Origin of the sequence: Paraburkholderia fungorum, assembly GCF_046027215.1 — a bacterium.
Taxonomy (GTDB): Bacteria; Pseudomonadota; Gammaproteobacteria; order Burkholderiales; family Burkholderiaceae; genus Paraburkholderia; species Paraburkholderia fungorum_D.
The window spans coordinates 279,129-304,818 of sequence record NZ_JAQQEN010000003.1; the positions used below are offsets into that span (position 1 = coordinate 279,129).

Here is a 25,690-nt window from a genome sequence, read left to right on the forward strand (position 1 = left end):
ATGCAAGGCTTGCCGGTGTCGAGCCGATGTCTGGCCACCAGTTGCCAGGTCGACGCGAGCGCGGGACGACGGTGGTCACCCGCGACGCATGCTGAATCGTCCCACGGTTTCGACTGCGATCTGCGCCTACCGCTTCGCGCCAAGTCGGAACTTGTGCAGTAATGGCTCCGTATACCCGCTGGGCTGTGACCGCCCTTCAAAAACCAGCGCCTTCGCCGCCTTGAACGCAAGCGAAGTATCCAGGTGACCGGTCATTGGCTGGTACTGCGGGTCGTTGGCGTTCTGCGCGTCCACCACCTTCGCCATGCGTTTGAACGTTTCGTTCACCAGCGCTTCCGAGACCACTCCGTGATGCAGCCAGTTCGCAATGTGCTGGCTCGAAATGCGCAGTGTCGCGCGGTCTTCCATCAGACCGATATCGTGGATATCCGGCACCTTCGAGCATCCGACACCCTGATCGATCCAGCGCACCACGTAGCCCAGAATTCCTTGCGCGTTGTTCTCGATTTCCTTGCGGATTTCCTCATCTAACCACTGCGCCTTTTCGACCACTGGAATCGTCAGCAAGCCGTCGAGCAGTTCATCGCGGACGCTGTCGTAGCCGGTCTTTTCCAACTCTTGCTGCACGGCTTGAACGTCAACTTGATGGTAGTGCAGCGCGTGCAGCGTCGCGGCAGTCGGCGACGGCACCCAGGCCGTGTTCGCGCCCGCTTTCGGATGCGCGATCTTCTGTTCGAGCATTGCGTGCATCAGGTCGGGCATCGCCCACATGCCCTTGCCGATCTGCGCGCGCCCGCGCAACCCCGAGCTTAAGCCGGCCAGCACGTTATTACGCTCGTAAGCCGCGATCCACGCGGACGATTTCATATCACCCTTGCGCATCATCGGACCGGCTTCCATTGCGCTGTGCATTTCGTCGCCGGTGCGATCCAGAAAGCCCGTATTGATGAACGCCACGCGCGCCGATGCCGCCGCGATGCACGCCTGCAGGTTGACGCTGGTGCGGCGCTCCTCGTCCATGATGCCCATCTTGATGGTATGGCGCGGCAGCCCCAGCAGATCTTCTACGCGGTCGAACAGTTCATTGGAGAACGCGACTTCGGCCGGGCCGTGCATCTTCGGCTTGACGATGTAAATCGATCCGGTCCGCGAATTGAGCTTGTTTTGCAGGTCGTGCATCGCGCCCAGCGATGTCATCACGGCATCCAGAATGCCTTCGGGAATCTCATGACCGTGGCGATCGACGATCGCCGGATTCGTCATCAAATGCCCGACGTTGCGGATGAACAGCAAAGAGCGGCCATGCAGCGTCACGGTCGAGCCATCGGGCGCGGTGTATTTGCGATCGGCGTTCAGGCGACGCGTGAAGGTCTTGCCGTTCTTCGTAACTTGCTCGCTCAGATCGCCTTTCGCGAGCCCGGTCCAGTTGCGGTAAAGCTGGACCTTTTCGGCGGCATCGACGGCGGCAACCGAGTCTTCGCAATCGATAATCGTCGAGACGGCCGCTTCCATCAGCACGTCCTTCACGCGCGCTGCGTCGGTCTTGCCGATGGCGTCCGTTGCGTCGATCTGGATCTCGAAGTGCAGGCCGTGATGTTTGAGCAGGACGGCGGAAGGGGAGCCTGCATCGCCCTGATAGCCGATGAACTGCGCGGGAACCTTCAATGCCGACGAGCCGTTTTTGAGCGTGACTGCGAGCTTGCCGCATTCCACGCGATACGCGATGGCGTCGACGTGCGAGCCGTCGGCGAGCGGTGCGGCTTCATCGAGGAATGCGCGGGCGCGCGCGATCACGCGTGCACCGCGGACCGGGTTGAAGTAAGCGGTGCGCACCGCGCCGTCGGTTTCGGGGATTGCGTCAGTGCCGTAGAGCGCATCGTACAGGCTGCCCCAGCGCGCATTCGCAGCGTTGAGCGCGTAGCGCTGGTTCGAAAGCGGTACGACGAGTTGCGGACCGGCTTGCCCGGCGATTTCGGTGTCGACGTTCTGGGTCGTCGCCGTGACGGCTGCGCTCGCCGGCACGATATAGCCGATGTCTTCAAGAAATGCGCGGTATGCCTTCAGATCGCGCACCGGTCCCGGATTCGCGCGGTGCCACTGGTCCAGCTCCGTCTGCAGACGATCGCGTTCCGCGAGCAGCGCGCGGTTCTTCGGGGCGAGGTCGTGGACGAGGGCGTCGAAGCCCTTCCAGAAGGCTTCGCTGTCTATGCCAGTTCCGCTCAACGCCTCATCGTCGACAAATTTGCTGAGAACAGCCGCGACGCGCAGTCCGTTTCGCTCGATCATTTCACCCATCATGTGCTCCAACAGTTCCAGATATCAATCAATCAGCCGTTGAGGCTGTTTGCTGCGGTTTTGGCCACCTGCGAATCCTGATCCGGCTTGACACCGGACACGCCGACTGCACCCACAATGTGTCCGTCGACGGTGACGGGCACGCCGCCTTCCAGCATGCCCGCCAGCGGTGCGCTCAGGAATGCGGTCCGGCCGCCGTTGATCATGTCTTCGTACTGCTTCGATTCACGTCGGCCGAGCGCTGAGGTACGCGCCTTTTCGGTCGCGATGTAAGCGCTAATCGGCGCACAGCCGTCGAGGCGGAGCAGGGTCAGCAGATGGCCCCCGTCATCCACGACCGCAATGGTGACTGCCCACTGGTTTTTCTGTGCTTCCGCGCGCGCGGCTTCGAGGATTCGCGTAGCTTCTACAACGGTCAATACGGGTTTGCTTTGCATGTCAGGGTTATCAAGTCAGGGTTTCGAAGTGAAGTGTCGCCACCGGCGCATGCCGGTGGCCGGGATATGTTTCGCGGCGAACCGGGTTATCCACCCAGCGCGCCCTGCGTGTTGACGTGCACCGCATAAATGGACTGCGACGACGCCATGAACAGCCGGTTACGTGCGCGTCCGCCAAAACACAAATTCGCGCAGCGCTCGGGCAGGGCGATCCGGCCAATCATTTTTCCTTGTGGCGAAATGACCATGACGCCATCGAGTTCGTCATTGCCCATGCCCCAGCCGCACCACAGATTGCCGTCGATGTCCGCGCGCATTCCGTCGATCGTGCCGGCCCCCGCGTCGTAGAACATCCGGCCTTTACCGATGCCGCGACCGTCCGCGTCCATTTCATAAACGTGAATCATCCGGTTGGGCACACCGCGCGATTCGATGATGTAGAGCAGCTTCTCGTCGGGCGAAAAGCACAGGCCGTTCGGCCCTTTCAAGTCGCGGGTGACGACGGATGCTTCGCCCGTTACGCCATCGATCCGATAGACGGAGTGGGGGAGCTCCTGCTCCGCCTTGATTCCTTCGTAGTGCCCGGAGATGCCCATCGGCGGATCGGTGAACCAGATGGAGCCGTCTGACTTCACTACCAGATCGTTAGGGGAATTAAGCGACTTGCCTTCAAAGGAATCGAGAAGGACTGTGATGCTGCCGTCGTATTCGGTGCGTGTGACGCGGCGCCCGTGCTCGCACGTTACGAGCCGCCCCTGCCTGTCGCGGGTGTTGCCGTTCGCGTAGTTGGAAGGTTTCCGGAACACGCTGACCACGCCCGTTTCCTCCTCCCATTTCAGCATCTGGTTGTTCGGAATGTCGCTCCAGAGCAGGTAGCGTCCATCGCCGAACCATACCGGACCTTCGGTCCACCGGTAGCCGGTAGCCAGTCGTTCGACAGCCGAAAAGGCCACGCGGTATTTGTCGAAGGAAGGGTCTAGCGAAATCACCCGCGGGTCGGGGTATCGCTCAGCTTGTTGCCACATCTCAATCTCCTGTTCGGGTACCCGGAATTTCCGCCTAGGCGGCGGCACGATCGGTAGTATAAAGGGAAATGAGTAAGCGCTTTCTCTTGAATTCACAACTGAAGTGCCATAAGATGCTTGAAATTCTTGAGTTCAGAGCAGTGACGTACCGACCGTAGCGGTTATATAAGAAAGCGATTACTCGATTCACGCCTTTTTTGGCCGCTCGGCGCAAATTTTTTAGAAGGGCAATGCCTGATGACTGAGATGACGAGCAAGAACGTAACCGGGCCAGTGATCCGGTTGCATCCCGCTGACAATGTGGTCATTGCGCGCATCGACGTCGCAATCGGTACGCCGGTTTCAGCGGAAGATTTTGTTTGCCGCAGCCAGGTGGCCGCAGGTTATAAGATCGCGGCGACGTCCATCAGGAAAGGCGAACCGGTTCGCAAATACAACGTGGTGATCGGCTTCGCGGCGACGGATATTGCGCCAGGCACGATGGTCCATAGCCATAACGTCGAGTTCCGCGAGTTCGACCGGGACTACGCATTTGGCGCGGACTACCGGCCCGTCGAGATGGTGCCCGAAGCCGGGCGCGCCACGTTCCAGGGCATCGTGCGGGATAACGGCGAGGTTGCCACGCGCAACTACATCGGCGTGTTGTCGACAGTCAATTGCTCGGCCACGGTCGCACACAAGATCGCCGAATGGTTCACGCCGGAACGGCTGGCGGACTACCCGAACGTAGACGGCGTGGTCGCATTTACGCACTCGATCGGTTGCGGCATGGAAATGAGCGGTGAGCCAATGGCGTTGCTGCGCCGAACGATGGCGGGTTACGCGCGCCATCCCAATCTCGCCGCGGCGCTGATTGTCGGCCTGGGATGCGAACGTAACCAGCTGGCCGGACTGATGGATCAGGAAGGTCTGAAGGCCGATTCGCGGCTGCACACGTTCATCATGCAGGAGAGCGGCGGCACCCGCCGGACCATCGAGGCCGGTGTGGCTGCGGTCAAGGCGCTGCTGCCCGACGCCAATCGCGTGAAGCGCACGACGGTTCCCGCAAGCCACCTGAAGATCGGTCTGCAATGCGGCGGCTCGGACGGCTTTTCGTCGATCACCGCCAATCCTTCGCTCGGCGCGGCGATGGACCTGCTGGTCCGTCATGGCGGCACGGCCATCCTCTCCGAAACACCCGAAATCTACGGTGTGGAACATACGCTCACGCGGCGTGCGGTTAGCCGCGAAGTCGGCGAGAAGCTGGTTGAGCGGATCCGCTGGTGGAAAGACGAGTATTCGGTCGGCCGAGACGTTCAGATTAACGGTCAGGTCAGCCCAGGCAATCAGGTGGGCGGACTGGCGAACATCTTCGAAAAGTCGATTGGATCAGCGATGAAAGGCGGCACCGGTCCGCTGATGGAAGTGTATCGATACGCCGAGCTGGTGAAGCAACCTGGCCTCGTATTCATGGACACGCCCGGTTTCGACCCTGTCTCCGCGACGGGTCAGATTGCGGGTGGCGCAAATCTTATTGCCTTCACCACAGGGCGCGGTTCGATGTTCGGCGCCAAGCCCGTGCCATCGCTGAAGCTCGCCACCAATACGCCGATGTACACCCGTTTGACCGAAGACATGGATCTGAACTGCGGCGGGATTCTGGATGGCATTGCGTCGATTCAGAGCACGGGCCAGAAAATCTTTGACGCTATTCTTGCAGCCGCATCGGGCGAGCGCACAAAAAGCGAAATGCTCGGGTTAGGTGACCACGAATTCGTGCCGTGGCAGATCGGCATCATGAGCTGAGTCCACAGTGACTCAGCGCATCGCGAGGGCAAACGGCGATTTACACCCATAACTAGAACCGCCGCCCTGTAGCTGGTTGAACGAAATAGCGGAGACAGCCCTTGAGTACCCAAACCCCGGCAATACACATACCTGACAGCGCGGCAAGCAACTCGATCTACACGCGAGTCACCTGGCGCTTCATGCCCTTGCTGTTCGTCTGCTATGTGGTGGCGTATCTGGATCGGGTCAACGTGGGCTTCGCCAAGCTCCAGATGCTCAGCGATCTGAACTTCAGCGAGGCAATGTACGGCTTCGGCGCCGGCATCTTTTTCATCGGGTATTTCTTCTTCGAGGTGCCGAGCAATCTGCTGCTGCACCGGCTCGGCGCGCGCCGCTGGATCGCCCGGATCATGCTCACCTGGGCCGTGCTCTCGGCCGCGACCGCGTGGGTTTCCACGCCCACGATGTTCTACGTACTACGCTTCTTTCTGGGCGTGGCCGAAGCGGGCTTTTTCCCGGGGCTGGTGCTGTATCTCACCTACTGGTTTCCAGCGCACCGGCGCGGCAAGATGATCGCTTTCCTGATGGCGGGCAATCCGGTGGCGGGCATTGTCGGGGGCCCGATATCGGGCTTCATCATGCAGCGCCTGGCGGGGAACGCGGGGCTCGCCGGCTGGCAGTGGTTGTTCATTCTGGAAGCGATCCCTGCGCTGATCCTGGGAGTCGTCATTTTCTGGTTCCTCGATGACCGGGTGAAGGACGCAAAGTGGCTACCGGTTCAGGACCGCGACTTCATTGCAGCGGAAATCGATGCGGAAGCCCGCACCAAAAGCCACGGTTCCGTGCGCGAGGTCTTCACGTCGCTCAAAGTCTGGACCTTGTGCACGATTCTCTTCGGTATCGTGATGGGCTCTTATGCCGTTGGCTTCTGGCAGCCAACCATCATAAAGAGTTCCGGAATCACGGACGCCTTCACCATCGGTCTGCTCACCGTCGTGCCTTATCTTGCCGCGCTGGTTCTGATGATCGTGGTCGGCCGCCACGCGGACCGCACGCGTGAGCGCCGCTGGCACGTCGTGTTGCCGCAATGCATGGCGGCTACGGGTTTCGTGATGTGCGCCTATGCAGGCAGCAATACGTATATTGCGTTGCTTGGCCTGACGCTTGCCGCTTCGGGCGTGATTACGGCCTTGCCCATGTTCTGGGCCTTGCCCACCTCCTTTCTCGGCGGCACCGGTGCGGCCGCCGGCATTGCATTGATCAATTCGACGGGCAATCTCGCAGGCTTCGTAAGCCCTGCGCTTGTGGGGTGGTTGAAGACGGTCACGCATTCACTTGATTCGAGCCTGTTCCTGATTGCGGGGTCGCTGATTGTCTCCGCATGTCTCATCTTGACGCAGCTTCCCGCCAGGCTTGTCAACAAGTAGTACCGCCTTGGCGTTCGAGAGAAATAGCAGACAATAACATTCGGCATCCTTATTTATATGAAAACGGAGACAGCATGAAGACTGGGAAGTATCGCTACGTTGTCGCCTTGCTGCTGTTTATTGCGGGCGCGATCAATTACATGGACCGCGCGGCGCTCGGCGTGGTCGCGCCTGTCCTCAACAAGGAGCTGAGTCTTTCACCGTCGCAACTCGGCGTGGTATTCAGTAGTTTCTTCTTCGGCTATTCCATCTTCGCATTCGTCGGCGGGCAACTCGCCGACAAGTACGGACCACGCCGGGTGTTCTCGTGGGCGATGGGAACGTGGTCCATTCTCTGCGGGCTGACTGCGGCCACGACTGGATTCGGCACGCTGCTAATCTCCCGGGCGCTGTTCGGCTTCGGTGAAGGTCCGATGAACTCGACGACCAACCGGACCATCACCAACTGGTTCCCCCGGCATGAAACCGCGACCATGGTCGGTTTTACGTTTTCGGGCCAGACGGTAGGCAGTGCGATCGCTGGGCCGGTGGTGGGTCTGATTGCCATCGCTTACGGCTGGCGCACGTCGTTTGTGATTATCGCAGCGCTCGGGCTGGTATGGATCGTCGCCTGGCGCATGTTCGCGACCGACAAGCCGGCGCAAAGCGCGCGCGTCGGCGAGGCCGAACGCGAGATGGTCGAAGCGAGCCGTAGCGCGGCGCATCCGGCAGAAGGCGGCGACGAAAGCACGCCGCTGCGCAGCTACCTGTTTCGTCCGAGCACGCTCGCGCTTGGCGTCGGCCTGTTCGCGGTCAACTACACGCTGTTCGTGTTCATCTCGTGGATGCCGAGCTATTTCACCAATGCGCTGCATCTGGACATGAAGCACATGAGCATTCTGAGCGCGGTGCCATGGGCATGCGGCGGGATCGGATACTTCGGCGGCGGCCTGCTCGCCGACGCGTTTTTCAAGCGCATGAGCAACAAGCTGCTGGCGCGCAAGATCTCGGCGATCGTGCCGCTCGCGTTGTCGGGTCTCGCCCTGCTGGGCGTCAGCATGGTCGATTCCGTCACGCCCGCAGTACTGCTTGTCGCGTTCGCCGTGCTGTTCCTGACGGCTTCGTCGCAAGCGTGCTGGGCCACCATGCACGAGCTTGTGCCGGGCAGGCATCTTGGGGGCGTAAGCGGCTTTGTTCATCTGATGAGCAACATTTCGGGCATCGTCGGCCCGACCATGATGGGTCTGGCTGTCCAGTACTTTGGCGGTTACAGCAGCGGCTTCCTGCTCGGCGCGGCGGTCGATCTGGTCGGCGTGCTGGCCATGCTGCTGGTCATCGGCCGGCGCGCGGCGGGCGAGACTGCCGGGCCGCAGACCACCGCCGTATAAGCGGTCTGTCCTGTAACGCAAGGGGTCCATGCGATGAATGGAAAATACCGTTATGTGGTCGCCGGCCTGCTGTTCGCAGCAGGCGCGATCAACTATATGGACCGGGCGGCGCTCGGCATTGTGGCGCCGATCGTCGGCAAGAGTCTCGACTTGTCCCCGTCGCAATTGGGGATCGTGTTTAGTAGCTTCTTTATCGGCTACTCGATTTTTTCGTTCCTCGGAGGTTATCTTTCCGACAAATTCGGAACGATGCGCGTTTTCTCGTGGGCCATGGGTATCTGGTCGCTATTTTGCGGGCTGACTGCCGCCGCCACGGGATTCGTTTCGCTGTTGGTGTGCCGGGTATTCTTCGGCATTGGCGAAGGACCGATGAGTTCGAACACCAATCGCACCATCTCCAACTGGTTCCCGCGCCACGAAACGGCCACGATGATCGGTTTCACGTTTTCGGGCCAGACGCTCGGCAACGCGATTGCAGGACCGGTAGTTGGCCTGACGGCCGTGATGTTCGGCTGGCGTGTGTCGTTTGTGGCAATCGGCGTACTCGGTTTCTTGTGGCTTGTTTGCTGGCGTATCCTGGTGACGGACAAGCCGTATCAGAACCACCGCGTCGGCCCGCACGAGACGCGGCTGATCGACGAAAGTCGCATGGCCGCGGAAGTGCGCAACGTCGAAGACGACGGCACCACCCTCGCTTCCTACCTGCGCCGTCCAAGCACGCTTGCGCTCGGTGCGGGCCTGTTTGCCGTCAACTACACGCAATACGTGTTTATCTCGTGGCTGCCCAGTTACCTGACTAGCGAGATGCATCTGGGATTGCGTCAGATGAGCGTGATCATGTCGATCCCGTGGATCTGCGGCGCGATCGGCTACTTCGGCGGCGGCCTTGCAGGTGACTTCATTTACAAGCGCATGGATGATCCGGTCAAGGCGCGCAAGATCGTCGCGACCTTGCCACTTGCATTGTCGGGTTTGGCGGTAGCCAGCATTACGTCGGCCGGCACGCTCCCCGCGGCGGTCGCGCTGATCGCCGGCGCGCTGCTGTTTCTGACTGCGTCATGCCAGTCGATCTGGGCAATCCAGCACGAGATCGTTCCATTGCGCCGTCAGGGCGGCGTAGGCGGATTCATTCATTTTCTGAGTAACCTCTCCGGAATAATTGGACCCGCTCTGACCGGTTTTCTGATCCAGTATTTCGGCGGCTATCACAGCGCTTTTCTGTTCGGATCGCTGATTGATTTTGCCGGTGTGCTGGCCATGCTGTTTTTTATCCGGAGCCACCCGCCTGCGACCATACGCGCGGCCGCACGATCGGTTCTGTAAGCATCGCTATCTTTTTCGAGTCGATCTACTGCCATGAAACACGTCATCGTTGAGCCTGAGCAAACCGATTATCAGACACGTTCGCGGATCGTTGCGGTGGAGGCGCGCACCATCCGCGTGCCGCTTGACCGCCACACTGCATTCTCGACCCGTCTCGTCACTGCCCGCGACTACACGGTGGTGCGCGTGACGACAGCCGACGACCATTTCGGCATCGGCTTTTGCTACAGCGGCAACCGCGCCGGCATGCTGGTCACGTATGCCGTGCGCGAACTGTTCGCGCCGCTGTTGCGCGGGCGCTCCGCGCTCGATGTCGAAGGCTCGTGGTGCGCCATGTACGACGAGTCGCTGCTGCAAGGACGTGCCGGCTCGGTCATGCGGGCGCTGTCCATCCTCGATATCGCCTTGTGGGACCGCAATGCACGCGCCGCGGGCCTGCCGTTGAGCCGCTATCTCGGCGGCACCTATAGCCCCACCGTGCCGGCCTATGCCAGCGGCGGTTACTACCTTGAAGGCAAGACGCCCGAGCATCTCGGCGAAGAGATGGCGGGCTACGTGGCGCTGGGGTTCCGTGCCGTGAAAATGAAAGTGGGGCGGCTCGATCCGCGCAGCGAGGAAGCGCGGATCAGGGCGGCACGAGAAGCAATCGGCGACGACGTACTGCTGATGCTCGATGCCAACAACGCGTGGTCCGACGTTCCGACCGCACTCGAATACATGCGCCAGTACGAGCCTTTCAACCCGTACTGGATAGAAGAGCCGTTTAGTCCGGATGACATCGAAAGCCATGCGCAACTGAGCCGGCGCACGCCGGTGACCGTGGCGACCGGTGAGATAGAAGCGGGGCGCTGGCGGCATCAGGCGCTGCTCGACAAGCGCGCGGCCGCGATCCTCCAGTCGGACGCGGCGGTATGCGGCGGGATCAGCGAATGGCGACGGATTGCGGCGTCGGCCGCGGCCGTGGGTGTGACAATGTGTCCGCACTGGTTCCACGACCTGCACGTGCATCTGGTGGCATCGACGACCAATGCGCGCTATGTCGAATTTTTTCCCGACGATCAGGTGCTGAATTTCCGTCGGCTGGTGGATACGCAACTATCGTTCGCAGACGGCAAGTTGACTGTGCCGACGCGTCCTGGCCTGGGGTTCGACTTCGATGAAGCCGCATTGAACGAATACGCGCTGGACGATTGGGCGTGAAGCCGAAGCAATGAATAGCTGGAAAACCCGCCGGTTGCGCATGCAACCGGCGGATGTTTCTTCAGCGCATCAGGCGGTGACTTCGACCCCCGGCATCGAGAAGCCGACTTCGCGCAGTGCGCCGGCGAGCGCATCGCATTGCACTGGCGTGAGATCGACGAGAGGAGGGCGTACGACGCCCCAGTCGGGATCGTTCGAATACACGCCGATCGCTGCCTTGAGCGCAGGGATCATCGGGAACCTGGCGAACACCGCACGCGTGGCATCCAGTGCCGCCTGACGGGCATCGGCGTCGGCCGATTGCCAGTGACGATACAACTGCACGATAGCCGCCGGATTGACGTTTCCGGTCGCCGTGATGCAGCCGACGCCGCCCGCACGCATGGTGGCCAGCAGGAAGTTTTCGCTGCCGGCGAACACATCGAAGCCATGCGGCTGGAAACGCTCGAGCATGGCGTGGGTGTTGCTCCAGTCGCCCGAACTGTCCTTCACGCCGGCGATCACGCCCGGGAAAGCAGCGAGCAGCCGCTCGATGAGCGCGAGGCTGAGCGGCACCTGGGACACGGGCGGGATGTGATACAGATAAATGCGCAGTGCGTCGGAACCCACCCGTTCGATGATCTGCGCGTAGCTGCGGAACAAGCCTTCGTCGGTGACGCCCTTATAGAAGAACGGTGGCAGCGTCAGCACATTGTTCACCCCCAGCGACAGCGCATGGCGCGTCAGTTCGACTGTGTCGGTGAGTGCCGAGCAGCCTGTGCCCGGCATCAGACGATCGACCGGAATGTCTGCGCCAACCAACGTTTCGAGCAGCTTCATTTTCTCGCTGACGGCGAGCGAATTCGCTTCCGAGTTAGTGCCGAAAGCAGCGAGTCCGACGTCCTGTTCGATCAGCCATCGGCAATGACGGACATAGCGGTCGCGATCAGGAAGAAGGTCTTTTGTGAACGGCGTGACCACGGGCGAGTAGACGCCGCGGGGCCGGTTGACTGAGGTCATCGCGTGTTCCTTTTGATTGGGGTGGGGGTGTTTTGCGCCATTCAGCCGGCGATCTGTTGCGCAGACGAGCGGACGTGGAGCGCTTCGGGATTGACACAGGTCGACGAGAGCTGGCCGTCGAGTGCGTCGATGAGATTGCGTACCGCGCGCATGGCCATGTTCTCGCGCGTCTGTTGCGTAGCAGAACCGATATGCGGCACCGCTACCACGTTTGGTAACTGGAGCAGCGGCGAGTCCGGCGACACCGGTTCGCGTTCGAACACATCGAGACCGGCGCCGAGAATGCGGCCGTCACGCAGATGCTCGATGAGGGCGGCTTCGTCGACGACCTGTCCGCGAGCACAGTTGATGAGAATGGCCGACGGCTTCATGGTCCCGAGCTCGGTGCTGCCGATCAGTCGCTCGGTGGCGGGCGATAGCGGCACAAGCACGCAAACGAAATCCGCAGTCGCGAGCAATTCGGAAAGCGGCCGCCATTGCGCGCCGTAGCGCTCCTCTGCTTCGGGGTTGCGCGAGCGGTTGGAATAGATCACGTTCATGCCGAAGCCGAGCGCGGCGCGCCTGGCAACCGCGCTGCCAATGCGCCCAAGCCCGACGATGCCCAGCGTCTTGTGATGCACGTCGACACCGAATTGCGCCTCGCCGACCGTACGTGTCCACTGGCCGCGCCGCGTCCAGTCGGCGAGTTCGGCAATGCGCCGGGCGCTCGCGAGGATCAGACTGAACACGAGATCGGCGGTGGTTTCGGTGACTTCGTCCGGCGTATTCGTCAGAACAATGCCGCGACGGGAGAGTTCGGGGACATCGAACGCATCGAAGCCGGCCGAAATGGTGGACGCGACTTCAAGCAAGGGCGCCGCATCGAGGATCTCAGAGGTTATCTTGAGATTGTTCCCGACCATTCCATGAGCCGGGCCCAGGGCGCGCCGGAACGGCGCGAGGTCGCCGGAGGAAACGTCGACCAGTTCGACGGAACAGTGCTCACGAAGAAGCCCCAGCACGGCAGGAGGCAAGGAACGATAGGCCACGACATGCTTCATGAAGACCTCGGTGGAATGCTGTTGGAGAGAGTTGCCAGGCGGCATCGACCGCGACAAAAAAAGATTCGCTTGCGGACAGACTATAAGTATCGGTAAGATTCCCGTCAAGATTATTGATAATCTCATCGAAGATCTAGGAGCGGTAATGAGCGAGAAGAAAAGCGGCTTGCGGCAGGGCCTGACGAACTATGGCGATGAGGGGTTCTCGCTTTTTCTGCGCAAGGCGTTCATCAAGGGCGCGGGCTACACCGACGACGCGCTGTCGCGTCCCATCGTGGCCATCGCGAACACAGGCAGCGCCTACAACCCGTGCCACGGCAACGCGCCGCAGCTGATCGAGGCGGTAAAACGCGGCGTCATGCTGGCTGGCGGGCTGCCTGTCGAATTCCCGACGATTTCGATCGCCGAGAGCTTTTCGCATCCGACCAGCATGTACCTGCGCAACCTGATGTCGATGGACACGGAGGAGATGATCCGGGCCCAGCCGATGGATGCGGTGGTGCTGATCGGCGGCTGCGATAAGACGGTCCCAGCCCAGTTGATGGGTGCGGCGGCGGCGGGCGTTCCCGCTATTCAACTGGTAACGGGCGCCATGCTGACGGGCTCGCATCGCGGTGAACGGGTGGGGGCATGTACGGACTGCCGTCGTTTCTGGGCGAGTTTTCGCGGCGACCAGATCGACGAAGCCGAAATCGAAGCGGTCAACAATCAGCTCGTCGCAACGGTCGGGACCTGTTCGGTGATGGGAACGGCAAGCACGATGGCCTGCATTGCGGAAGCCTTGGGCATCATGTTGCCGGGTGGCGCGTCTGCGCCTGCCGTGACTGCCGATCGCATCCGCATTGCGGAGCGTACCGGCGCGCAGGCCGTGGCGATGATCGGACGGGACCTGAGTCCGGCGACCATCCTGACGCCCAAGGCGATTGAAAACGCGTTGCGGGTGCTGCTCGCCATCGGCGGCTCGACCAACGGCATCATTCACCTCACGGCAATTGCGGGCCGGCTCGGGATTCGCATCGACCTTGAGCAGCTCGACCGGATGGCGCGCGAGACGCCGGTCCTCGTCGATCTGAAACCGTCTGGACAGCACTACATGGAAGACCTGCATCGTGCCGGCGGCCTGACCACGGTCATGCGCGAGATGAAAGATCTGCTGCATCTCGACGCGCTCACTGTGACCGGGCGTACGCTCGGCGAGGAGCTGGATCTCGCCCCGGCGAGCTTCCCGCAAGAAGTCGTCCGCCCGTTCGCCCGCCCGATCTTCCCGCAAGGCGGTATTGCGGTATTGCGTGGCAATCTCGCGCCGGGCGGCGCGATCATCAAGCAGTCAGCGGCAAGCGCCAGCCTGATGGAGCACGAAGGGCGGGCCGTCGTTTTCGAGGACGCGGAGGACCTGGCTCGCCGTATCGACGATCCGGAACTCGACGTGCAAGCGCACGACGTACTCGTGCTCAAGCGGATCGGTCCGGTCGGTGCGCCCGGGATGCCGGAAGCGGGCTACATTCCGATCCCGCGCAAGCTCGGCCGCCAGGGTGTGAAAGACATGGTGCGCATTTCGGATGGCCGCATGAGCGGCACGGCCTCCGGTACAGTGGTCCTGCACGTCACGCCAGAAGCGGCGATCGGCGGTCCGCTCGCAATCGTACAAACGGGCGACCGGATTCGCCTGAGCGTGGCACAACGGTCTATCGAACTTGCCCTCAGCGACGAGGAAATTGCGGCTCGTCTCGCCGCGCTGCCGGCGCGCGAGGTCGATCCGGACGAGCGCGGTTATCGCAAGCTCTTCCTGAAGACGATCACACAAGCCGACGAGGGCTGCGACTTTGACTTTCTGCAAGCTACCCGGATGACCGCGACCGTGCCCGGCGACGGAAACAAGGGTTAAAGGTCATATTTTCGTATAGGCTCGCGGCTTAGATCATTTTGCGGATCCTTTTTTTATGAGCAACGCTGCCAGGCCCAAACGCTCTGATGCGCCCACTGCGAAGACGGTCGAACGCGACCGCAATATCGACGAGACGCTGCGCAGCGTCTCGGACGAACTCGAGGAGCAGATCGTCCTTGGCGTTCTGCATCCGCGCGAACGGCTTGTGGAAGACGATCTGTGCGAGCGCTTCAACCTGAAGCGGCACGTCGCCCGTCAGGTGCTGGCGGAGGTGGAGCGGCGCGGCCTGGTGGAGCGCCGCAAGAATGTAGGCGCGCTGGTCAAGTCATTTACACCGCGCGAGGTCACAGAACTGTATGCGCTACGCGAACTGCTGGAAGCAGACGCGGCGAGGCGCATCGTTTTTCCGGTCAGTGGCGAAGTACTCGATGCATTGACGGCAATTCAGGCAGAGCACGACGAAGCAGCCATCGCCGGTGATCTGCGGCGCGTGTTCCGCGCGAACATGGCTTTTCACCATGCGTTCTTTGCGTTGTCGGAAAGCCAGGTTCTAACCGAGGCGATTCACGAGTATGAACGCCGCACGCATGCCATTCGTTCGGTATCGATCGTGTTTCCTCAGTATCTGGAGAAGGCGCGTGCCGAGCATCACCAGATGATCGACGCGCTCCGAACCGGCGACCGGGAATCGTTGATCAAGTTATGCCGGGAGCACCTGGTTCCGTCGCGCGATGCGTATCTTGAAGCGCACCATCGCCGCTCGGCCGGCTACGCCGTACAGAAAGGCGAAACCGATTAACCGTGTTTACCTGAATCACAGAGAGGGTATCAATGACTCGAGTACTGATTACCGGCGCGGCCGGTCACATTGGACGTGTGCTCCGCGCCGGTTTCCAGGGCCACTATGCACTGCGCCTCGCCGATATTGCGCCGCAGGCGGCGGCGCAGCCAGGCGAGGAAATCGTGACTGCGGACATCACGCGGCTGGAAGATCTTCTGCCGGCCATGAAGGGCGTCGACGTCGTCGTGCATCTCGCCGGCATTCCTGACGAGGCTAGCTGGGAGCGCATCCGCGATATGAACATCGAGGGTTGCTACAACGTGTTCGAAGCGGCGCGGCAAGCAGGCGTCAAGCGCGTGGTGTTCGCGAGTTCGAACCATGCAGTGGGTTTTCATCGTCGCGACCGGATGATCGACAACAGCGTCGCGCCGCGCCCTGATAGCCGCTACGGCATCTCGAAGGTGTTCGGCGAGGCGCTAGGCCGGATGTACGCCGACAAGCACGGCATGTCGGTTGCCTGCATCCGGATCGGCTCGTTCCGCCCGGACGACCGGCCAACCGTGCCGCGCCACCTGTTCACATGGATCAGCCATCGCGATATGGTGCAGGTGGCGCGCCGCTGTATCGACTATCCGGACTTCCACTTCGCGGTCGTGTATGGCGTGTCCAATAACGCGCGTAATCGCTGGGACAACGCCAACGTGCGCTTTCTCGGGTTCGTGCCGGAAGATGATGCCGAACTGCATGCGGCTGAGATCGAGGCAATGGGAAAGGCGGAAGACGCGCGTGAAGCGCTGTTTCATGGTGGCCCCGGCTGCCTTGTCGAATTCGACGGCGATCCACTCCGGATCGAGTGAGCGCGGCGGGTTGAACATCCGCTTCCATACTCGAGTCGCCCTGCGAAAGTCGCCCTGCGACAAGTGCCCCTCGGTTCGCACCGGTGGCACCTGTTCGCAGGGCAGATCTTGCGGCTACTTCCCGCGCTTCGTTTAAACGACCAGCGGGCCCACCTCGAAACTGAAGGTCGCCACGCCATCCACTCCGCCCGCGACCTTAACGCCTGGGCGTAGTGCGCCAACGCCAGCGGGTGTTCCGCTAAAGATCAGGTCTCCCGGCTTCACAGTCACGGCCTGAGAGACATAGCTGATGATGTCTGCGACAGGCCAGATCATCTCGCTGAGATCGCCTTGCTGACGGACTTCGCCATTCACGGACAACCATATCCGGCCGCTGGATGGATGCCCCACCTCGGATGCCGGTTTGATCTCGCTCACCGGCGCGGACGCGTCGAAGCCTTTCGCCCAGTCCCACGGGCGGCTCAGTTTCTTCGCCGTCGCCTGGAGATCCCGGCGTGTCAGATCGACTCCGACTCCATAGCCCCAGACAAAATCGAGTGCGTTTTCGGGAGTGATGTCCTTTCCTTCCTTGCCGATCGCAATGACGAGTTCAATCTCATGGTGCAAGTCGGAGGTAAGGGGAGGGTACGGAAGTACGCCGCTCGCTGGCACGACGGCATCGGCAGGCTTGGAAAAAAAGAACGGAGGATCCCGGTCCGGGTTGGCGCCCATTTCGCGCGCATGGTCTGCGTAGTTGCGCCCGACGCAGAACACGCGGCGCACGGGAAAGCGGCTTGTCGAGCCGCTGACGGCAACGGAGGTGATCGTGGGTGGTGTCACTGAGTATTCGGTCATGGTAAGCCTCGCGATTGGTTTTGGCCTACCCACGATATCGCCCGGCGAACGCACCGTGCAGGACAAATCCGCTGATCACCAGGACGATCTTACGGCGCGCCTTTGCGCGCGGTTGCGCCACCGTTTAGTTGAGCCGCACTCCGGTCCGCACGCCGGTGCATGTCGCGAAAGTCGCTCGGAGATTGCCCCACTGACTGACGAAACCGCCTTGAAAAATAGGCTTCGTCGCGAAAGCCGACCAGAAACGCGATGTCCTTGATGCGCCGGTTGTCATGGGCCAACAGATCTTTTGCGCGTGCGATGCGTCGCTCGGTCACCCACTCGACAAATGTCCGGCCCGTCTCTTTCTTGATCAGATGCGTCAGGTAGTTCGGCGATAAAAATGCAGCGGCGGCGGCAGAGGTCAGGGACAGCGCGTCGCTTGCGAGATGTGCATCGACATGACGGTGCACGCGGACCAAAGCGTCTCGTCGGCCGAGTCTCTGGACGTTCCGCGAGGAAAGCCGGAGTAGCTGATCCGCATGTCGCTGGCAGACGATCCCTATGAGCTGAAGAAGGTACCCGCGCAGGAGGGCGGTCGCACCGAAGCGCCGCGTCTCGTTGACCTCCAGCATGCGTGACAGAACCGGCTCGATTTCGGCGAGATCGGCGTCCTCCAGAATGAAGTCGATGTGCTCCTGAAGCCTGAATGGGGCGAGTTCGGGCGCCCGCGTGATGGACACATCCTCGAGGTCCAGGGGATCCGCGATTCCATCCGTATTGGCGCGTAGAAACGCTTGCGTAAAGTTGATGACAATAAAGCGCGAATGCGCGGGGTGGGGAATCAGATGCAAGCGATGCGGCAGGATAAAAGCGACCGCACCCGCAGGAAACGGCCGGCGTACGCCACCGATGTGCTGTTCGGTATCGCCGCCGAGGTTGATCTGGATCTGAAAGTATTCGTGCTTGTGCGGCTCTTCAATCGCGGGGCGTGAGGATTGGTCGCGTATGTAGAAATCGAGGCGATCGCTTCGCTCGGGCATTGCATAAGTGCGTGATACCGCGGCCGGTGAAGCCTTCATGGCTGCGTGCTCCAATTGATTCATGGTCGCCGGCGCGTTGCACCCTTGACGGCGCCATCGGGCGCAAGGCTAGCCTGAGGATATGCATGGCTGCACCCGGGCGCCTGATGAGGCGCTTCCTCGCTGCGGACGATATACTGTATCAGACCATAAGTCGTCATGTGAAGACGTACCGCTGTGAAGCGGTGAGCACAGGCCGCTCATACGCGTGTGGATGCTTCCAGTTCCGCGAGACGTTTGCGCAGCAGGCGATCCTCCTGGAAGCGGCTGGTTTCATCACGGATCACGGCAACAATGCCGGTGAGCGCGTTCTGCGGCGAACGCAGCAAAGCAACCGTAAAGGCGATCGACAGCGCCCGTCCGTCCTTATGCACGGCGGGCACGCGCAGCACGTCGTTGCCATAGCGGGTTTCGCCGGTTGCCATGGTCTTGTGATAGCCATCCCAATGGCGGCCGCGCAAGCGTTCCGGAATGATCAGGTCCAGCGACTTTCCCAGCGCCTCGCCTGGCGTAAAGCCGAACATACGTTCGGCTGCGGGGTTCCACAATATGATGCTGCCGCCGGCATCGGAAATAATGATCGCGTCGCCGATCGCGTTGACGAGTTGCTGGAAGTCGATCGCTCCTTGCATGGCGCTCCCCTGAATGTAGAACCGCAGATCCTGTCCGCGGGCCCGAACACGCAAACGGGCCCGCGGCGTAACACAATTAAACCGCTTTGACTTCGCGCAGGTTGAAGATGTCCTGCTTGCTGTAGCCAAGACTCGTCAGCACTTCGTCGGTATGTTCGCCGAGCAGCGGCGACGCGGTGACTTCCGGTTTCATGTCCGAGAACTTGATCGGGCTGCCGACCGTCAGATACGAGCCGCGTTTCTTGTGCGGCACTTCGACGATCGTGCCGCTCGCGCGCAACGACGGATCGTTGGCCAACTCCTTCATTGTCAGCACCGGCGCGCACGGAATGTCGAACTTGCGCAAGATGTCGACCGCTTCGAATTTGGTCTTGTCGGCGAGCCATGCTTCGATGGTGCCGAAGATCTCGAAGATATGCGGTTGACGTGCTTCAGCCGTCTTGTAGGCTGGATCATCGATCCACTGGGGTTTGCCGAGTGCCTTGCAGATCGGGTCCCACGCATGGCCCTGGATCGTGAAGTAGATGTAAGCGTTCGGGTCCGTTTCCCAGCCCTTGCACTTGAGCACCCAGCCCGGCTGACCGCCCCCGCCCGCATTGCCGCCGCGCGGCACCACATCGCTGAATTCGCCGTGCGGATATTGCGGATATTCCTCGAGATACCCCACGCGATCCAGCCGCTGCTGGTCCCGCAGTTTCACGCGGCACAGGTTCAGCACGCTATCCTGCATCGACACCGCGACCTTCTGGCCCTTGCCGGTTTTGTCGCGCCCCAGCAGCGCAGTCAGAATGCCGATCGCCAGATGCATGCCGGTGTTGCTGTCGCCCAGCGCCGCGGCGCTGATGGTCGGCGGACCGTCCCAGAAACCGGTGGTAGACGCGGCGCCGCCTGCGCATTGCGCGACGTTTTCATAGACCTTCAGGTCGTCGTAGTGATGGCCGTCGCTGAAGCCCTTCACCGAAGCGACGATCATCTTCGGATTGAGTTCATTCAGGCGTTCCCACGAAAAGCCCATCCGGTCCAGCGCGCCCGGGCCGAAATTTTCGACCAGCACGTCGGATTCACGGATCAGCTTTTCGAGTACTTCCTTGCCTTCGGGTTTTTTCGTGTCCAACGTGAGCGACTTCTTGTTGCTGTTGAGCATCGTGAAGTACAGCGCATCGGCGTCGGGAATGTCACGCAACTGGTTTCGCGTGACGTCGCCTGAACCTGGTCGCTCGACCTTGATCACGTCGGCGCCGAACCAGGCGAGCAATTGCGTGCACGCGGGGCCGGCTTGAACGTGGGTGAAGTCGATGATCTTGATGCCTTCTAGAGGTTTGGTCACTTTGGTATCTCCGTGGTTACTCTGGATTACTTTTTCATCGCCGCGCTTTGCGGATTCAGATTGGTCAGGCGGCCGCTTTCGGTGCCCGCCGCTTCATCGATGACGGCATTGATCAAGGTCGGCTTGCCCGCTGCAATTGCTTCGAGCAGCGCCTTCGTCAGTTCTTCCGGTGTGGTCGCGTGGTAGCCGACACCGCCGAATGCCTCGATCATCCTGTCGTAGCGCGCGCCCTTGACGAACACGGTCGGCGCGACGTCCTTACCACCCGTCGGATTCACGTCGGTGCCGCGATACACGCCGTTGTTGTTGAACACGATCGTGCACACCGGTAACTCGTAACGGCAGATGGTTTCGAGTTCCATCCCGCTGAAGCCGAATGCGCTGTCGCCTTCGATCGCGACGACCGGCTTGCCGCTCGTCACCGCCGCGCCGATCGCGAAACCCATGCCGATGCCCATGATTCCCCACGTGCCCGAATCGAAGCGCTTGCGCGGCTCATACATGTCAATGATGCTGCGCGCGTAGTCGAGCGTGTTCGCGCCTTCGTTGACGACGTTGATGTCCGGGCGTGTCTTCAGCACATCGCGGATCGCGCGCAATGCGCTGTGGAAATTCATCGGCGACGGGTTCTTGTCGAGCGTGGCGGCCATCCTGGCGAGATTCTTGTTCTTGCGCTCGGCGATTGCGCCGGTCCACTCGGCGCCCGGCTTCGCAAAGCCCGCATCGAGGCCTGCGCGCAGTGCCGCCACGCACGAAGCGATATCGCCGATCACCGGTGCGGCAATCGCGACGTTGCTGTCGATCTCGGTCGGCGAAATATCGACCTGGACGAACTTCTTCGGCTCCGCGCCCCACGTTCTGCCCTTGCCATGTGACAGCAGCCAGTTCAGACGCGCGCCGATCAGCACGACGACGTCGGCCTCCTGCAGTACGAACGAGCGCGCCGCCGACGCCGATTGCTCATGCGTATCGGGCAACAGGCCCTTGGCCATCGACATCGGCAGATATGGAATGCCGCTTTGTTCGACGAACGCGCGAATCTCCGCGTCAGCCTGCGCGTACGCCGCGCCTTTGCCGAGCAGGATCAGCGGGCGCCTGGCGCTCTTCAGCACATCGATCGCACGCCTAACCGATTCCGGCGCCGGCAACTGACGCGGCGCGGCGTCGACCACTTTTACCAGCGACTGCTGCGCCTTCACAGCGTCCAGCGTTTGCGCAAGAAGCTTGGCCGGCAAGTCCAGATACACGCCGCCGGGGCGGCCCGACACGGCGGCACGAATCGCACGCGCCACGCCGATGCCGATATCTTCCGCATGCAGCACGCGATACGCAGCCTTCGCATACGGCCTGGCCGCGTTCAACTGATCCATTTCTTCGTAATCGCCCTGCTGCAGATCGACGATTTCGCGCTCGCTCGAGCCGCTGATCAGGATCATTGGGAAACAGTTGGTGGTCGCGTTGGCGAGCGCCGTCAGGCCGTTCAGAAAACCCGGCGCCGACACAGTCAGGCAGATGCCCGGCTTCTGCGTCATGAATCCCGAAATGGCCGCCGCGTTGCCCGCGTGCTGTTCGTGACGAAAGCCGATGAAACGCATCCCTTCCGCTTGCGCAAGCCGTGCCAGGTCGGTGATGGGAATGCCGACCAGTCCGAAGATGGTGTTGATGTCGTTCAGTTTCAGCGCGTCGATGACGAGATGGAATCCGTCGGTCGTCTCGGCCGCCTGTTGTTTCAGGTTATCTTCTGCTGCGGGCCTGTCGGCTTCTGCCATGACGTCTCTCCTTGGTGGCGGGGCATTGTGAAGTTCGTCGTGAGCCGCGCGCTCACGTTGTTATTCATTCAGGCGAGCTGCCGGATACCGGCTGCAGCCGCGCTTGCGCGACGAGCGTCGCAGCAGGCACTCCGGAGTTTTCGATCCAGCGCTTTCTCATGGGCGCGAGGATGAACTTCGCGCAAACGGCTGCCGCGATCGATACAACAGCCGCCGAAATGAACACGGTGCTCCACCCGCCGTTCGCCGAGAGCACGGATGCTATGGGCACCAGCATCGACGCCGTACCCTTCGCGGTATAGAGCGTCCCCGCATTGGCCGCGGCGTATTTGCTGCCGAAGGTGTCCGCGCAGGTCGCCGGGAAGATCGAGAAGATCTCGCCCCAGCACAGGAACACGGCGGCGGCGAAGAACATGAATGCGTACGGGTTGTGGCCGAACTGCATCAGCCCTAGCAGTGCGACGCCTTCGCCGAGAAAGATCATGAACATCGTATTTTCGCGGCCGATGCGGTCCGACAGGAAACCGCACAATGGACGCGTGAAGCCGTTGCACAAATTGTCTATGGACAGCGTCATCGTCAACAGCGGCAGCGTGATACCCATCAGACTCACCGGGAGCTTGGCAAAGCCGTATTCCTTCGCGATCGGCCCAAGCTGTGCCGTCGCGATGATGCCGCCGGCCGCGACCAACACGAACATCAGATACAGCACCCAGAAAAGCGGCGAACGGATCATCTCGCCAGGCGTGTAGTCGATCTTGCTGGCGACCACGCGTTTGGCCGCGACCGCGGTTGCGGGCGGCTTCGGCCGCGTCAGCATGGTGGCGAGCAGCAGAATGCAGACGCCCTGAAAAATGCCGAAGAACATGAACGTGTGCTCGTAGCCCGAACGCTGGATCATGTTGGCGATGGGAATCACAGTGACGGCCGCACCGGCGCCGAAACCTGCCGCGGTCAAGCCGGCCGCGAGACCGCGCTTGTCCGGAAACCATTTGAGCGCCGTGCCGACACACGTGCCGTACACGCACCCCGCGCCGATACCGGCGATCACTGCCGCGACGTATAGCTCGGCGAGACTGCTCGCATGCGCGTCGATGACCCAGCCGAGCGCCGCGCATAGCGAACCGCCGATCACAACCGGGCGCGGCCCGAACTTGTCGACGAGCCAACCTTCCACGGGCACGAGCCAGGTTTCGGTGACGATGAAGACCGTGAACGCGGTTTGAATTGCCGCCTGGCCCCAATGGTGCGCGTTGTCCATGGGTACGACGAACAGCGTCCACGCGTATTGCAGGTTTGCAACGAGTCCCATGCACACGATACCGATCGTCAGTTGGACCCAGCGGTTATGCCTGAGCGCCGTACTGCCACCCTCGGCTACGTTGGTATAGGCCATGTCTTCCGTCTCCTGTAGATTCCGTCGCGCTCGAGCGGCACGTTGGACTTACGTGATCGAATCGCTTCATCGCGGGTCTGTCTGCGGGCAATGAAGCGCCAATGGTCGGCCAGAAATTGAACTAACGAAAACCCTTACCCATTTGCCCGCAATAATTGAGTAAAAAGCGTTTGCAGGCAGCGCGTTTGAGGACATGCTGCGCGTGAACAGCGATAACTAAAAATTAAAACATTTTATGATTTGTATTAGGCATCCCTAATATATGGGCTCGCCGAGGCTGGCTGTGAGGTGCTGAGGCGTACGTATTACGCGGGAAGGAACAAGCGCCTGCCGCCCTTCGTGTCTACGTTTGAGGAATTTCCGATCAACGGGAGGCGCGGATTGCGAAGCTGACCTATATCGACGCGAAGCCATTGCTCAGACGGCTGGGCGGTGCATCGAGGGCCACTGTCCGGGCACGCAGATGTCGGCGCTGTCATAGCTCGACGGACGAATGTATAAATAAAACAATATCGTCTTCCGCAGAAGCTTTAACCATTGTTTATTGTTCTAGTTGAGCGTTCGTCTGACGAGCGCGGTCTCAGCTGCCTCCAGCTGCTCTGAAGCAGTTTATACCTTACTAAATGATAAAAAGGTATAAATTCGGCCGGCTGTCATTTATACCTTATAATCGAAAAATCAGGTATAGGTGCCACGATCATGCCGAACTTCCACAACGACGCGCTTCAAACCCTCTATTCCTCTGTCACCGAACACGCCAGCACACAAACGTCCATCCCCCTGCATTCTCCGGGCTCGGCTGCACAGAAGACAGTCGACGGGAAGACGTATCTTTACTGGCGAGTTTACCTGGCATCCGGCAAGCATAAGGAAACGTCGTTAGGCCGGTCGGGAGAACCGGCTACCGATGCGGCGCTCGAGGCCAAGGTGCTTGAGAGCGCGGAGATGCGGGCAATCGGGTCAGATGTTCAGTTGTTGCGTAAGGCCGGCTTTGCCGCTGCCGATAACTCTTCGGCGCTGACCATTGCAACGCTGTTCAACGCGGGCATCTTCAACCACGGCGGGGTGCTTGTCGGCTCGCACGCATTTGGCGCGCTTCTGAATAGTCTGGGCGTTCGTCTGCCGGCCAATTACAAGACCGAGGACATCGACATCGGAAGCACCGGTTCAATTTCGCTTGCCATCCCGGAAGACCGTAGCTTTCTCGAGATTCTGCGCGACAGCAGTATTTCGTTTCTCGAAGTACCCGAACTGGACGCACGTAGACCGTCAACGTCATTCAAGGCAAGAGGCCAGCCTTTGAAAGTCGATCTGCTGGTTCCGGGTACTGAGGCGTATGAAGCCAGGCCGCTGCCGCACATACGCGCGCACGCGACCGGGCTTCCGTATTTCAGGTACCTCGTGTCCGACACGACCCGTGGCTTTATCCTCGGCAAGGAACACGTCGTTCCGGTGCAGTTGCCTGATCCTGCGAGATTTGCCCTTCACAAGCTCATCGTCAGCACGCTACGGGACGCGTCACGCGCCGCCAAAGCGGATAAAGATCGTCGTCAGGCCTGTGTGCTGATTGACGCTCTCATGGAAAAATTTCCAGACTGGCTAACGATTGCGGCGGACGAACTGGAGGAGGGCGCCCGCCCGAAAGTTGCCCAGGCTTCGGCGCTCGCTTTGCGGCTCAGCCAGGGTTTGTCGGAGCGCACACGCGACTTCCTGGGCAATCTGGTCACTTAGGTATCCGGACGATGGCGCGACCGCAGCGTGCGCCGCCCGCGCCGCTTAGTCGTTGTGCCAGTCAGACTGGCGCGGCCGTCACGTTCGGACGGAACGACTACAACCTGAAACCGGCTGATGAACTCGGGCCGGGTTCGCATTAGTGGTTCAGACAGAAGCACGCGCGCGCGGCTTCGGCAGGCGACAGGCCGGTGTGGAAGTAAGCCTGCAATCGCCGGACGATCGCTTCATCAGGTTCCCATGGCACGCGAATGAAGCCTTCTCCGACGGCTTTTTCGTACACGGCGTTTGCCCATGCGCACAGGTCGAGTTCGGACGAAAGAGGCAGTGCTATCTGGTCGGACTGGATGAACATGACAATCTCCACAACATCGAAAATGCGCGTGGTCAAATCGCGCAGATGCGGATAACGGCAGCGGATAGATACGACATTTCCTCGTTTCAACGATTGGGATGCGCTATGGTCTTAATCATCGCAACAAGCGCAGTCGCCACGACGACAAGAAAGCTGGACATGTAGATAAGCACGATGGTCAT

Annotated in this window: 21 protein-coding genes; 9 read left to right on the forward strand and 12 right to left on the reverse strand. The window is 60.9% G+C overall.

Features of this window, described 5'->3' with window-relative positions:
• Positions 1–126: 126 nt before the first annotated feature.
• The 3 genes from PQR27_RS37115 to PQR27_RS37125 form a co-directional block, all read right to left on the reverse strand.
• Positions 127–2,286: a malate synthase G gene (locus PQR27_RS37115; protein ID WP_408528641.1), complete on the reverse strand. Its 2,160-nt coding sequence runs from the start codon at positions 2,284–2,286 to the stop codon at positions 127–129.
• A gap of 41 nt (positions 2,287–2,327) precedes the next feature.
• Positions 2,328–2,732, reverse strand: coding sequence for a heme-binding protein (locus PQR27_RS37120; RefSeq protein WP_408528642.1), 405 nt, complete (start codon positions 2,730–2,732; stop codon positions 2,328–2,330).
• Between the two features lie 86 nt (positions 2,733–2,818).
• A complete protein-coding gene (locus tag PQR27_RS37125; protein WP_408528643.1) occupies positions 2,819–3,757 on the reverse strand; it encodes an SMP-30/gluconolactonase/LRE family protein in 939 nt (312 codons plus the stop codon).
• Between the two features lie 237 nt (positions 3,758–3,994).
• On the opposite strand from PQR27_RS37125, the gene PQR27_RS37130 reads away from it, so the two are divergent.
• From PQR27_RS37130 to PQR27_RS37150, 5 genes are all read left to right on the forward strand, one after another.
• Positions 3,995–5,542: a D-arabinonate dehydratase gene (locus tag PQR27_RS37130; RefSeq protein ID WP_408528644.1), complete on the forward strand. Its 1,548-nt coding sequence runs from the start codon at positions 3,995–3,997 to the stop codon at positions 5,540–5,542.
• A 101-nt stretch (positions 5,543–5,643) separates the two neighbouring features.
• The gene (locus PQR27_RS37135; protein WP_408528645.1) at positions 5,644–6,951 is read left to right on the forward strand and encodes an MFS transporter; all 1,308 of its coding nucleotides are present in this window, start codon (positions 5,644–5,646) and stop codon (positions 6,949–6,951) included.
• 74 nt (positions 6,952–7,025) lie between these two features.
• The gene (locus PQR27_RS37140; RefSeq protein WP_408528646.1) at positions 7,026–8,318 is read left to right on the forward strand and encodes an MFS transporter; all 1,293 of its coding nucleotides are present in this window, start codon (positions 7,026–7,028) and stop codon (positions 8,316–8,318) included.
• A gap of 33 nt (positions 8,319–8,351) precedes the next feature.
• Positions 8,352–9,641, forward strand: a complete 1,290-nt coding sequence (locus tag PQR27_RS37145; protein WP_408528647.1) for an MFS transporter — start codon at positions 8,352–8,354, stop codon at positions 9,639–9,641.
• Between the two features lie 33 nt (positions 9,642–9,674).
• On the forward strand, positions 9,675–10,841 hold the full coding sequence (locus PQR27_RS37150; RefSeq protein ID WP_408528648.1) for a mandelate racemase/muconate lactonizing enzyme family protein: 1,167 nt from the start codon (positions 9,675–9,677) through the stop codon (positions 10,839–10,841).
• 69 nt (positions 10,842–10,910) lie between these two features.
• Here PQR27_RS37150 and PQR27_RS37155 read toward each other — a convergent pair whose 3' ends face one another.
• Complete coding sequence (locus PQR27_RS37155; protein WP_408528649.1) at positions 10,911–11,840, reverse strand: dihydrodipicolinate synthase family protein; 930 nt, start codon at positions 11,838–11,840, stop codon at positions 10,911–10,913.
• A 41-nt stretch (positions 11,841–11,881) separates the two neighbouring features.
• Positions 11,882–12,880 carry a 2-hydroxyacid dehydrogenase gene (locus PQR27_RS37160; RefSeq protein WP_408528650.1) on the reverse strand — a complete coding sequence of 333 codons (999 nt, stop codon included), beginning with the start codon at positions 12,878–12,880 and terminating at the stop codon, positions 11,882–11,884.
• 145 nt (positions 12,881–13,025) lie between these two features.
• On the opposite strand from PQR27_RS37160, the gene PQR27_RS37165 reads away from it, so the two are divergent.
• The 3 genes from PQR27_RS37165 to PQR27_RS37175 are packed head-to-tail and all read left to right on the forward strand — an operon-like array spanning position 13,026 to position 16,403.
• The gene (locus PQR27_RS37165; protein WP_408528651.1) at positions 13,026–14,765 is read left to right on the forward strand and encodes an IlvD/Edd family dehydratase; all 1,740 of its coding nucleotides are present in this window, start codon (positions 13,026–13,028) and stop codon (positions 14,763–14,765) included.
• A 55-nt stretch (positions 14,766–14,820) separates the two neighbouring features.
• The gene (locus PQR27_RS37170; protein ID WP_408528652.1) at positions 14,821–15,564 is read left to right on the forward strand and encodes a GntR family transcriptional regulator; all 744 of its coding nucleotides are present in this window, start codon (positions 14,821–14,823) and stop codon (positions 15,562–15,564) included.
• Between the two features lie 32 nt (positions 15,565–15,596).
• Positions 15,597–16,403, forward strand: coding sequence for an NAD-dependent epimerase/dehydratase family protein (locus tag PQR27_RS37175; RefSeq protein ID WP_408528653.1), 807 nt, complete (start codon positions 15,597–15,599; stop codon positions 16,401–16,403).
• Between the two features lie 132 nt (positions 16,404–16,535).
• Here the strand turns inward: PQR27_RS37175 and PQR27_RS37180 are convergent, their stop codons facing one another.
• The 6 genes from PQR27_RS37180 to oxlT form a co-directional block, all read right to left on the reverse strand.
• Positions 16,536–17,237 carry a fumarylacetoacetate hydrolase family protein gene (locus PQR27_RS37180; RefSeq protein ID WP_408528654.1) on the reverse strand — a complete coding sequence of 234 codons (702 nt, stop codon included), beginning with the start codon at positions 17,235–17,237 and terminating at the stop codon, positions 16,536–16,538.
• Between the two features lie 89 nt (positions 17,238–17,326).
• The gene (locus PQR27_RS37185; protein WP_408528655.1) at positions 17,327–18,298 is read right to left on the reverse strand and encodes a helix-turn-helix transcriptional regulator; all 972 of its coding nucleotides are present in this window, start codon (positions 18,296–18,298) and stop codon (positions 17,327–17,329) included.
• Positions 18,299–18,498: 200 nt separating this feature from the next.
• Positions 18,499–18,930, reverse strand: coding sequence for a PAS domain-containing protein (locus PQR27_RS37190; protein ID WP_408528656.1), 432 nt, complete (start codon positions 18,928–18,930; stop codon positions 18,499–18,501).
• 76 nt (positions 18,931–19,006) lie between these two features.
• Entirely contained in the window at positions 19,007–20,257 is a 1,251-nt protein-coding gene (gene frc, locus PQR27_RS37195; protein ID WP_408528657.1) for a formyl-CoA transferase, read from the reverse strand.
• A gap of 26 nt (positions 20,258–20,283) precedes the next feature.
• Entirely contained in the window at positions 20,284–22,026 is a 1,743-nt protein-coding gene (oxc, locus tag PQR27_RS37200; protein ID WP_408528658.1) for an oxalyl-CoA decarboxylase, read from the reverse strand.
• A gap of 64 nt (positions 22,027–22,090) precedes the next feature.
• Positions 22,091–23,422, reverse strand: a complete 1,332-nt coding sequence (gene oxlT / locus PQR27_RS37205) for an oxalate/formate MFS antiporter (RefSeq protein ID WP_408528659.1) — start codon at positions 23,420–23,422, stop codon at positions 22,091–22,093.
• Positions 23,423–24,121: 699 nt separating this feature from the next.
• Between oxlT and PQR27_RS37210 the strand changes: the two genes are divergently transcribed.
• Positions 24,122–25,153: a GSU2403 family nucleotidyltransferase fold protein gene (locus tag PQR27_RS37210; RefSeq protein WP_408528660.1), complete on the forward strand. Its 1,032-nt coding sequence runs from the start codon at positions 24,122–24,124 to the stop codon at positions 25,151–25,153.
• Positions 25,154–25,292: 139 nt separating this feature from the next.
• Here PQR27_RS37210 and PQR27_RS37215 read toward each other — a convergent pair whose 3' ends face one another.
• The gene (locus PQR27_RS37215; RefSeq protein WP_408528661.1) at positions 25,293–25,508 is read right to left on the reverse strand and encodes a hypothetical protein; all 216 of its coding nucleotides are present in this window, start codon (positions 25,506–25,508) and stop codon (positions 25,293–25,295) included.
• Positions 25,509–25,690 lie beyond the last annotated feature (182 nt).

Bases quoted from the DNA above. Each gene is read 5' to 3' on its own strand.
- PQR27_RS37165 (WP_408528651.1), top strand. From the start codon at position 13,026: ATGAGCGAGAAGAAAAGCGGCTTGCGGCAGGGCCTGACGAACTATGGC.
- PQR27_RS37160 (WP_408528650.1), bottom strand. From the start codon at position 12,880: ATGAAGCATGTCGTGGCCTATCGTTCCTTGCCTCCTGCCGTGCTGGGG.
- PQR27_RS37175 (WP_408528653.1), top strand. From the start codon at position 15,597: ATGACTCGAGTACTGATTACCGGCGCGGCCGGTCACATTGGACGTGTG.
- PQR27_RS37115 (WP_408528641.1), bottom strand. From the start codon at position 2,286: ATGATCGAGCGAAACGGACTGCGCGTCGCGGCTGTTCTCAGCAAATTT.
- PQR27_RS37210 (WP_408528660.1), top strand. From the start codon at position 24,122: ATGCCGAACTTCCACAACGACGCGCTTCAAACCCTCTATTCCTCTGTC.
- oxc (WP_408528658.1), bottom strand. From the start codon at position 22,026: ATGGCAGAAGCCGACAGGCCCGCAGCAGAAGATAACCTGAAACAACAG.
- PQR27_RS37145 (WP_408528647.1), top strand. From the start codon at position 8,352: ATGAATGGAAAATACCGTTATGTGGTCGCCGGCCTGCTGTTCGCAGCA.
- PQR27_RS37180 (WP_408528654.1), bottom strand. From the start codon at position 17,237: ATGACCGAATACTCAGTGACACCACCCACGATCACCTCCGTTGCCGTC.
- PQR27_RS37125 (WP_408528643.1), bottom strand. From the start codon at position 3,757: ATGTGGCAACAAGCTGAGCGATACCCCGACCCGCGGGTGATTTCGCTA.
- PQR27_RS37140 (WP_408528646.1), top strand. From the start codon at position 7,026: ATGAAGACTGGGAAGTATCGCTACGTTGTCGCCTTGCTGCTGTTTATT.
- PQR27_RS37170 (WP_408528652.1), top strand. From the start codon at position 14,821: ATGAGCAACGCTGCCAGGCCCAAACGCTCTGATGCGCCCACTGCGAAG.
- PQR27_RS37190 (WP_408528656.1), bottom strand. From the start codon at position 18,930: ATGCAAGGAGCGATCGACTTCCAGCAACTCGTCAACGCGATCGGCGAC.
- PQR27_RS37120 (WP_408528642.1), bottom strand. From the start codon at position 2,732: ATGCAAAGCAAACCCGTATTGACCGTTGTAGAAGCTACGCGAATCCTC.
- PQR27_RS37215 (WP_408528661.1), bottom strand. From the start codon at position 25,508: ATGTTCATCCAGTCCGACCAGATAGCACTGCCTCTTTCGTCCGAACTC.
- oxlT (WP_408528659.1), bottom strand. From the start codon at position 23,422: ATGGCCTATACCAACGTAGCCGAGGGTGGCAGTACGGCGCTCAGGCAT.
- PQR27_RS37130 (WP_408528644.1), top strand. From the start codon at position 3,995: ATGACTGAGATGACGAGCAAGAACGTAACCGGGCCAGTGATCCGGTTG.
- PQR27_RS37150 (WP_408528648.1), top strand. From the start codon at position 9,675: ATGAAACACGTCATCGTTGAGCCTGAGCAAACCGATTATCAGACACGT.
- PQR27_RS37185 (WP_408528655.1), bottom strand. From the start codon at position 18,298: ATGAAGGCTTCACCGGCCGCGGTATCACGCACTTATGCAATGCCCGAG.
- PQR27_RS37155 (WP_408528649.1), bottom strand. From the start codon at position 11,840: ATGACCTCAGTCAACCGGCCCCGCGGCGTCTACTCGCCCGTGGTCACG.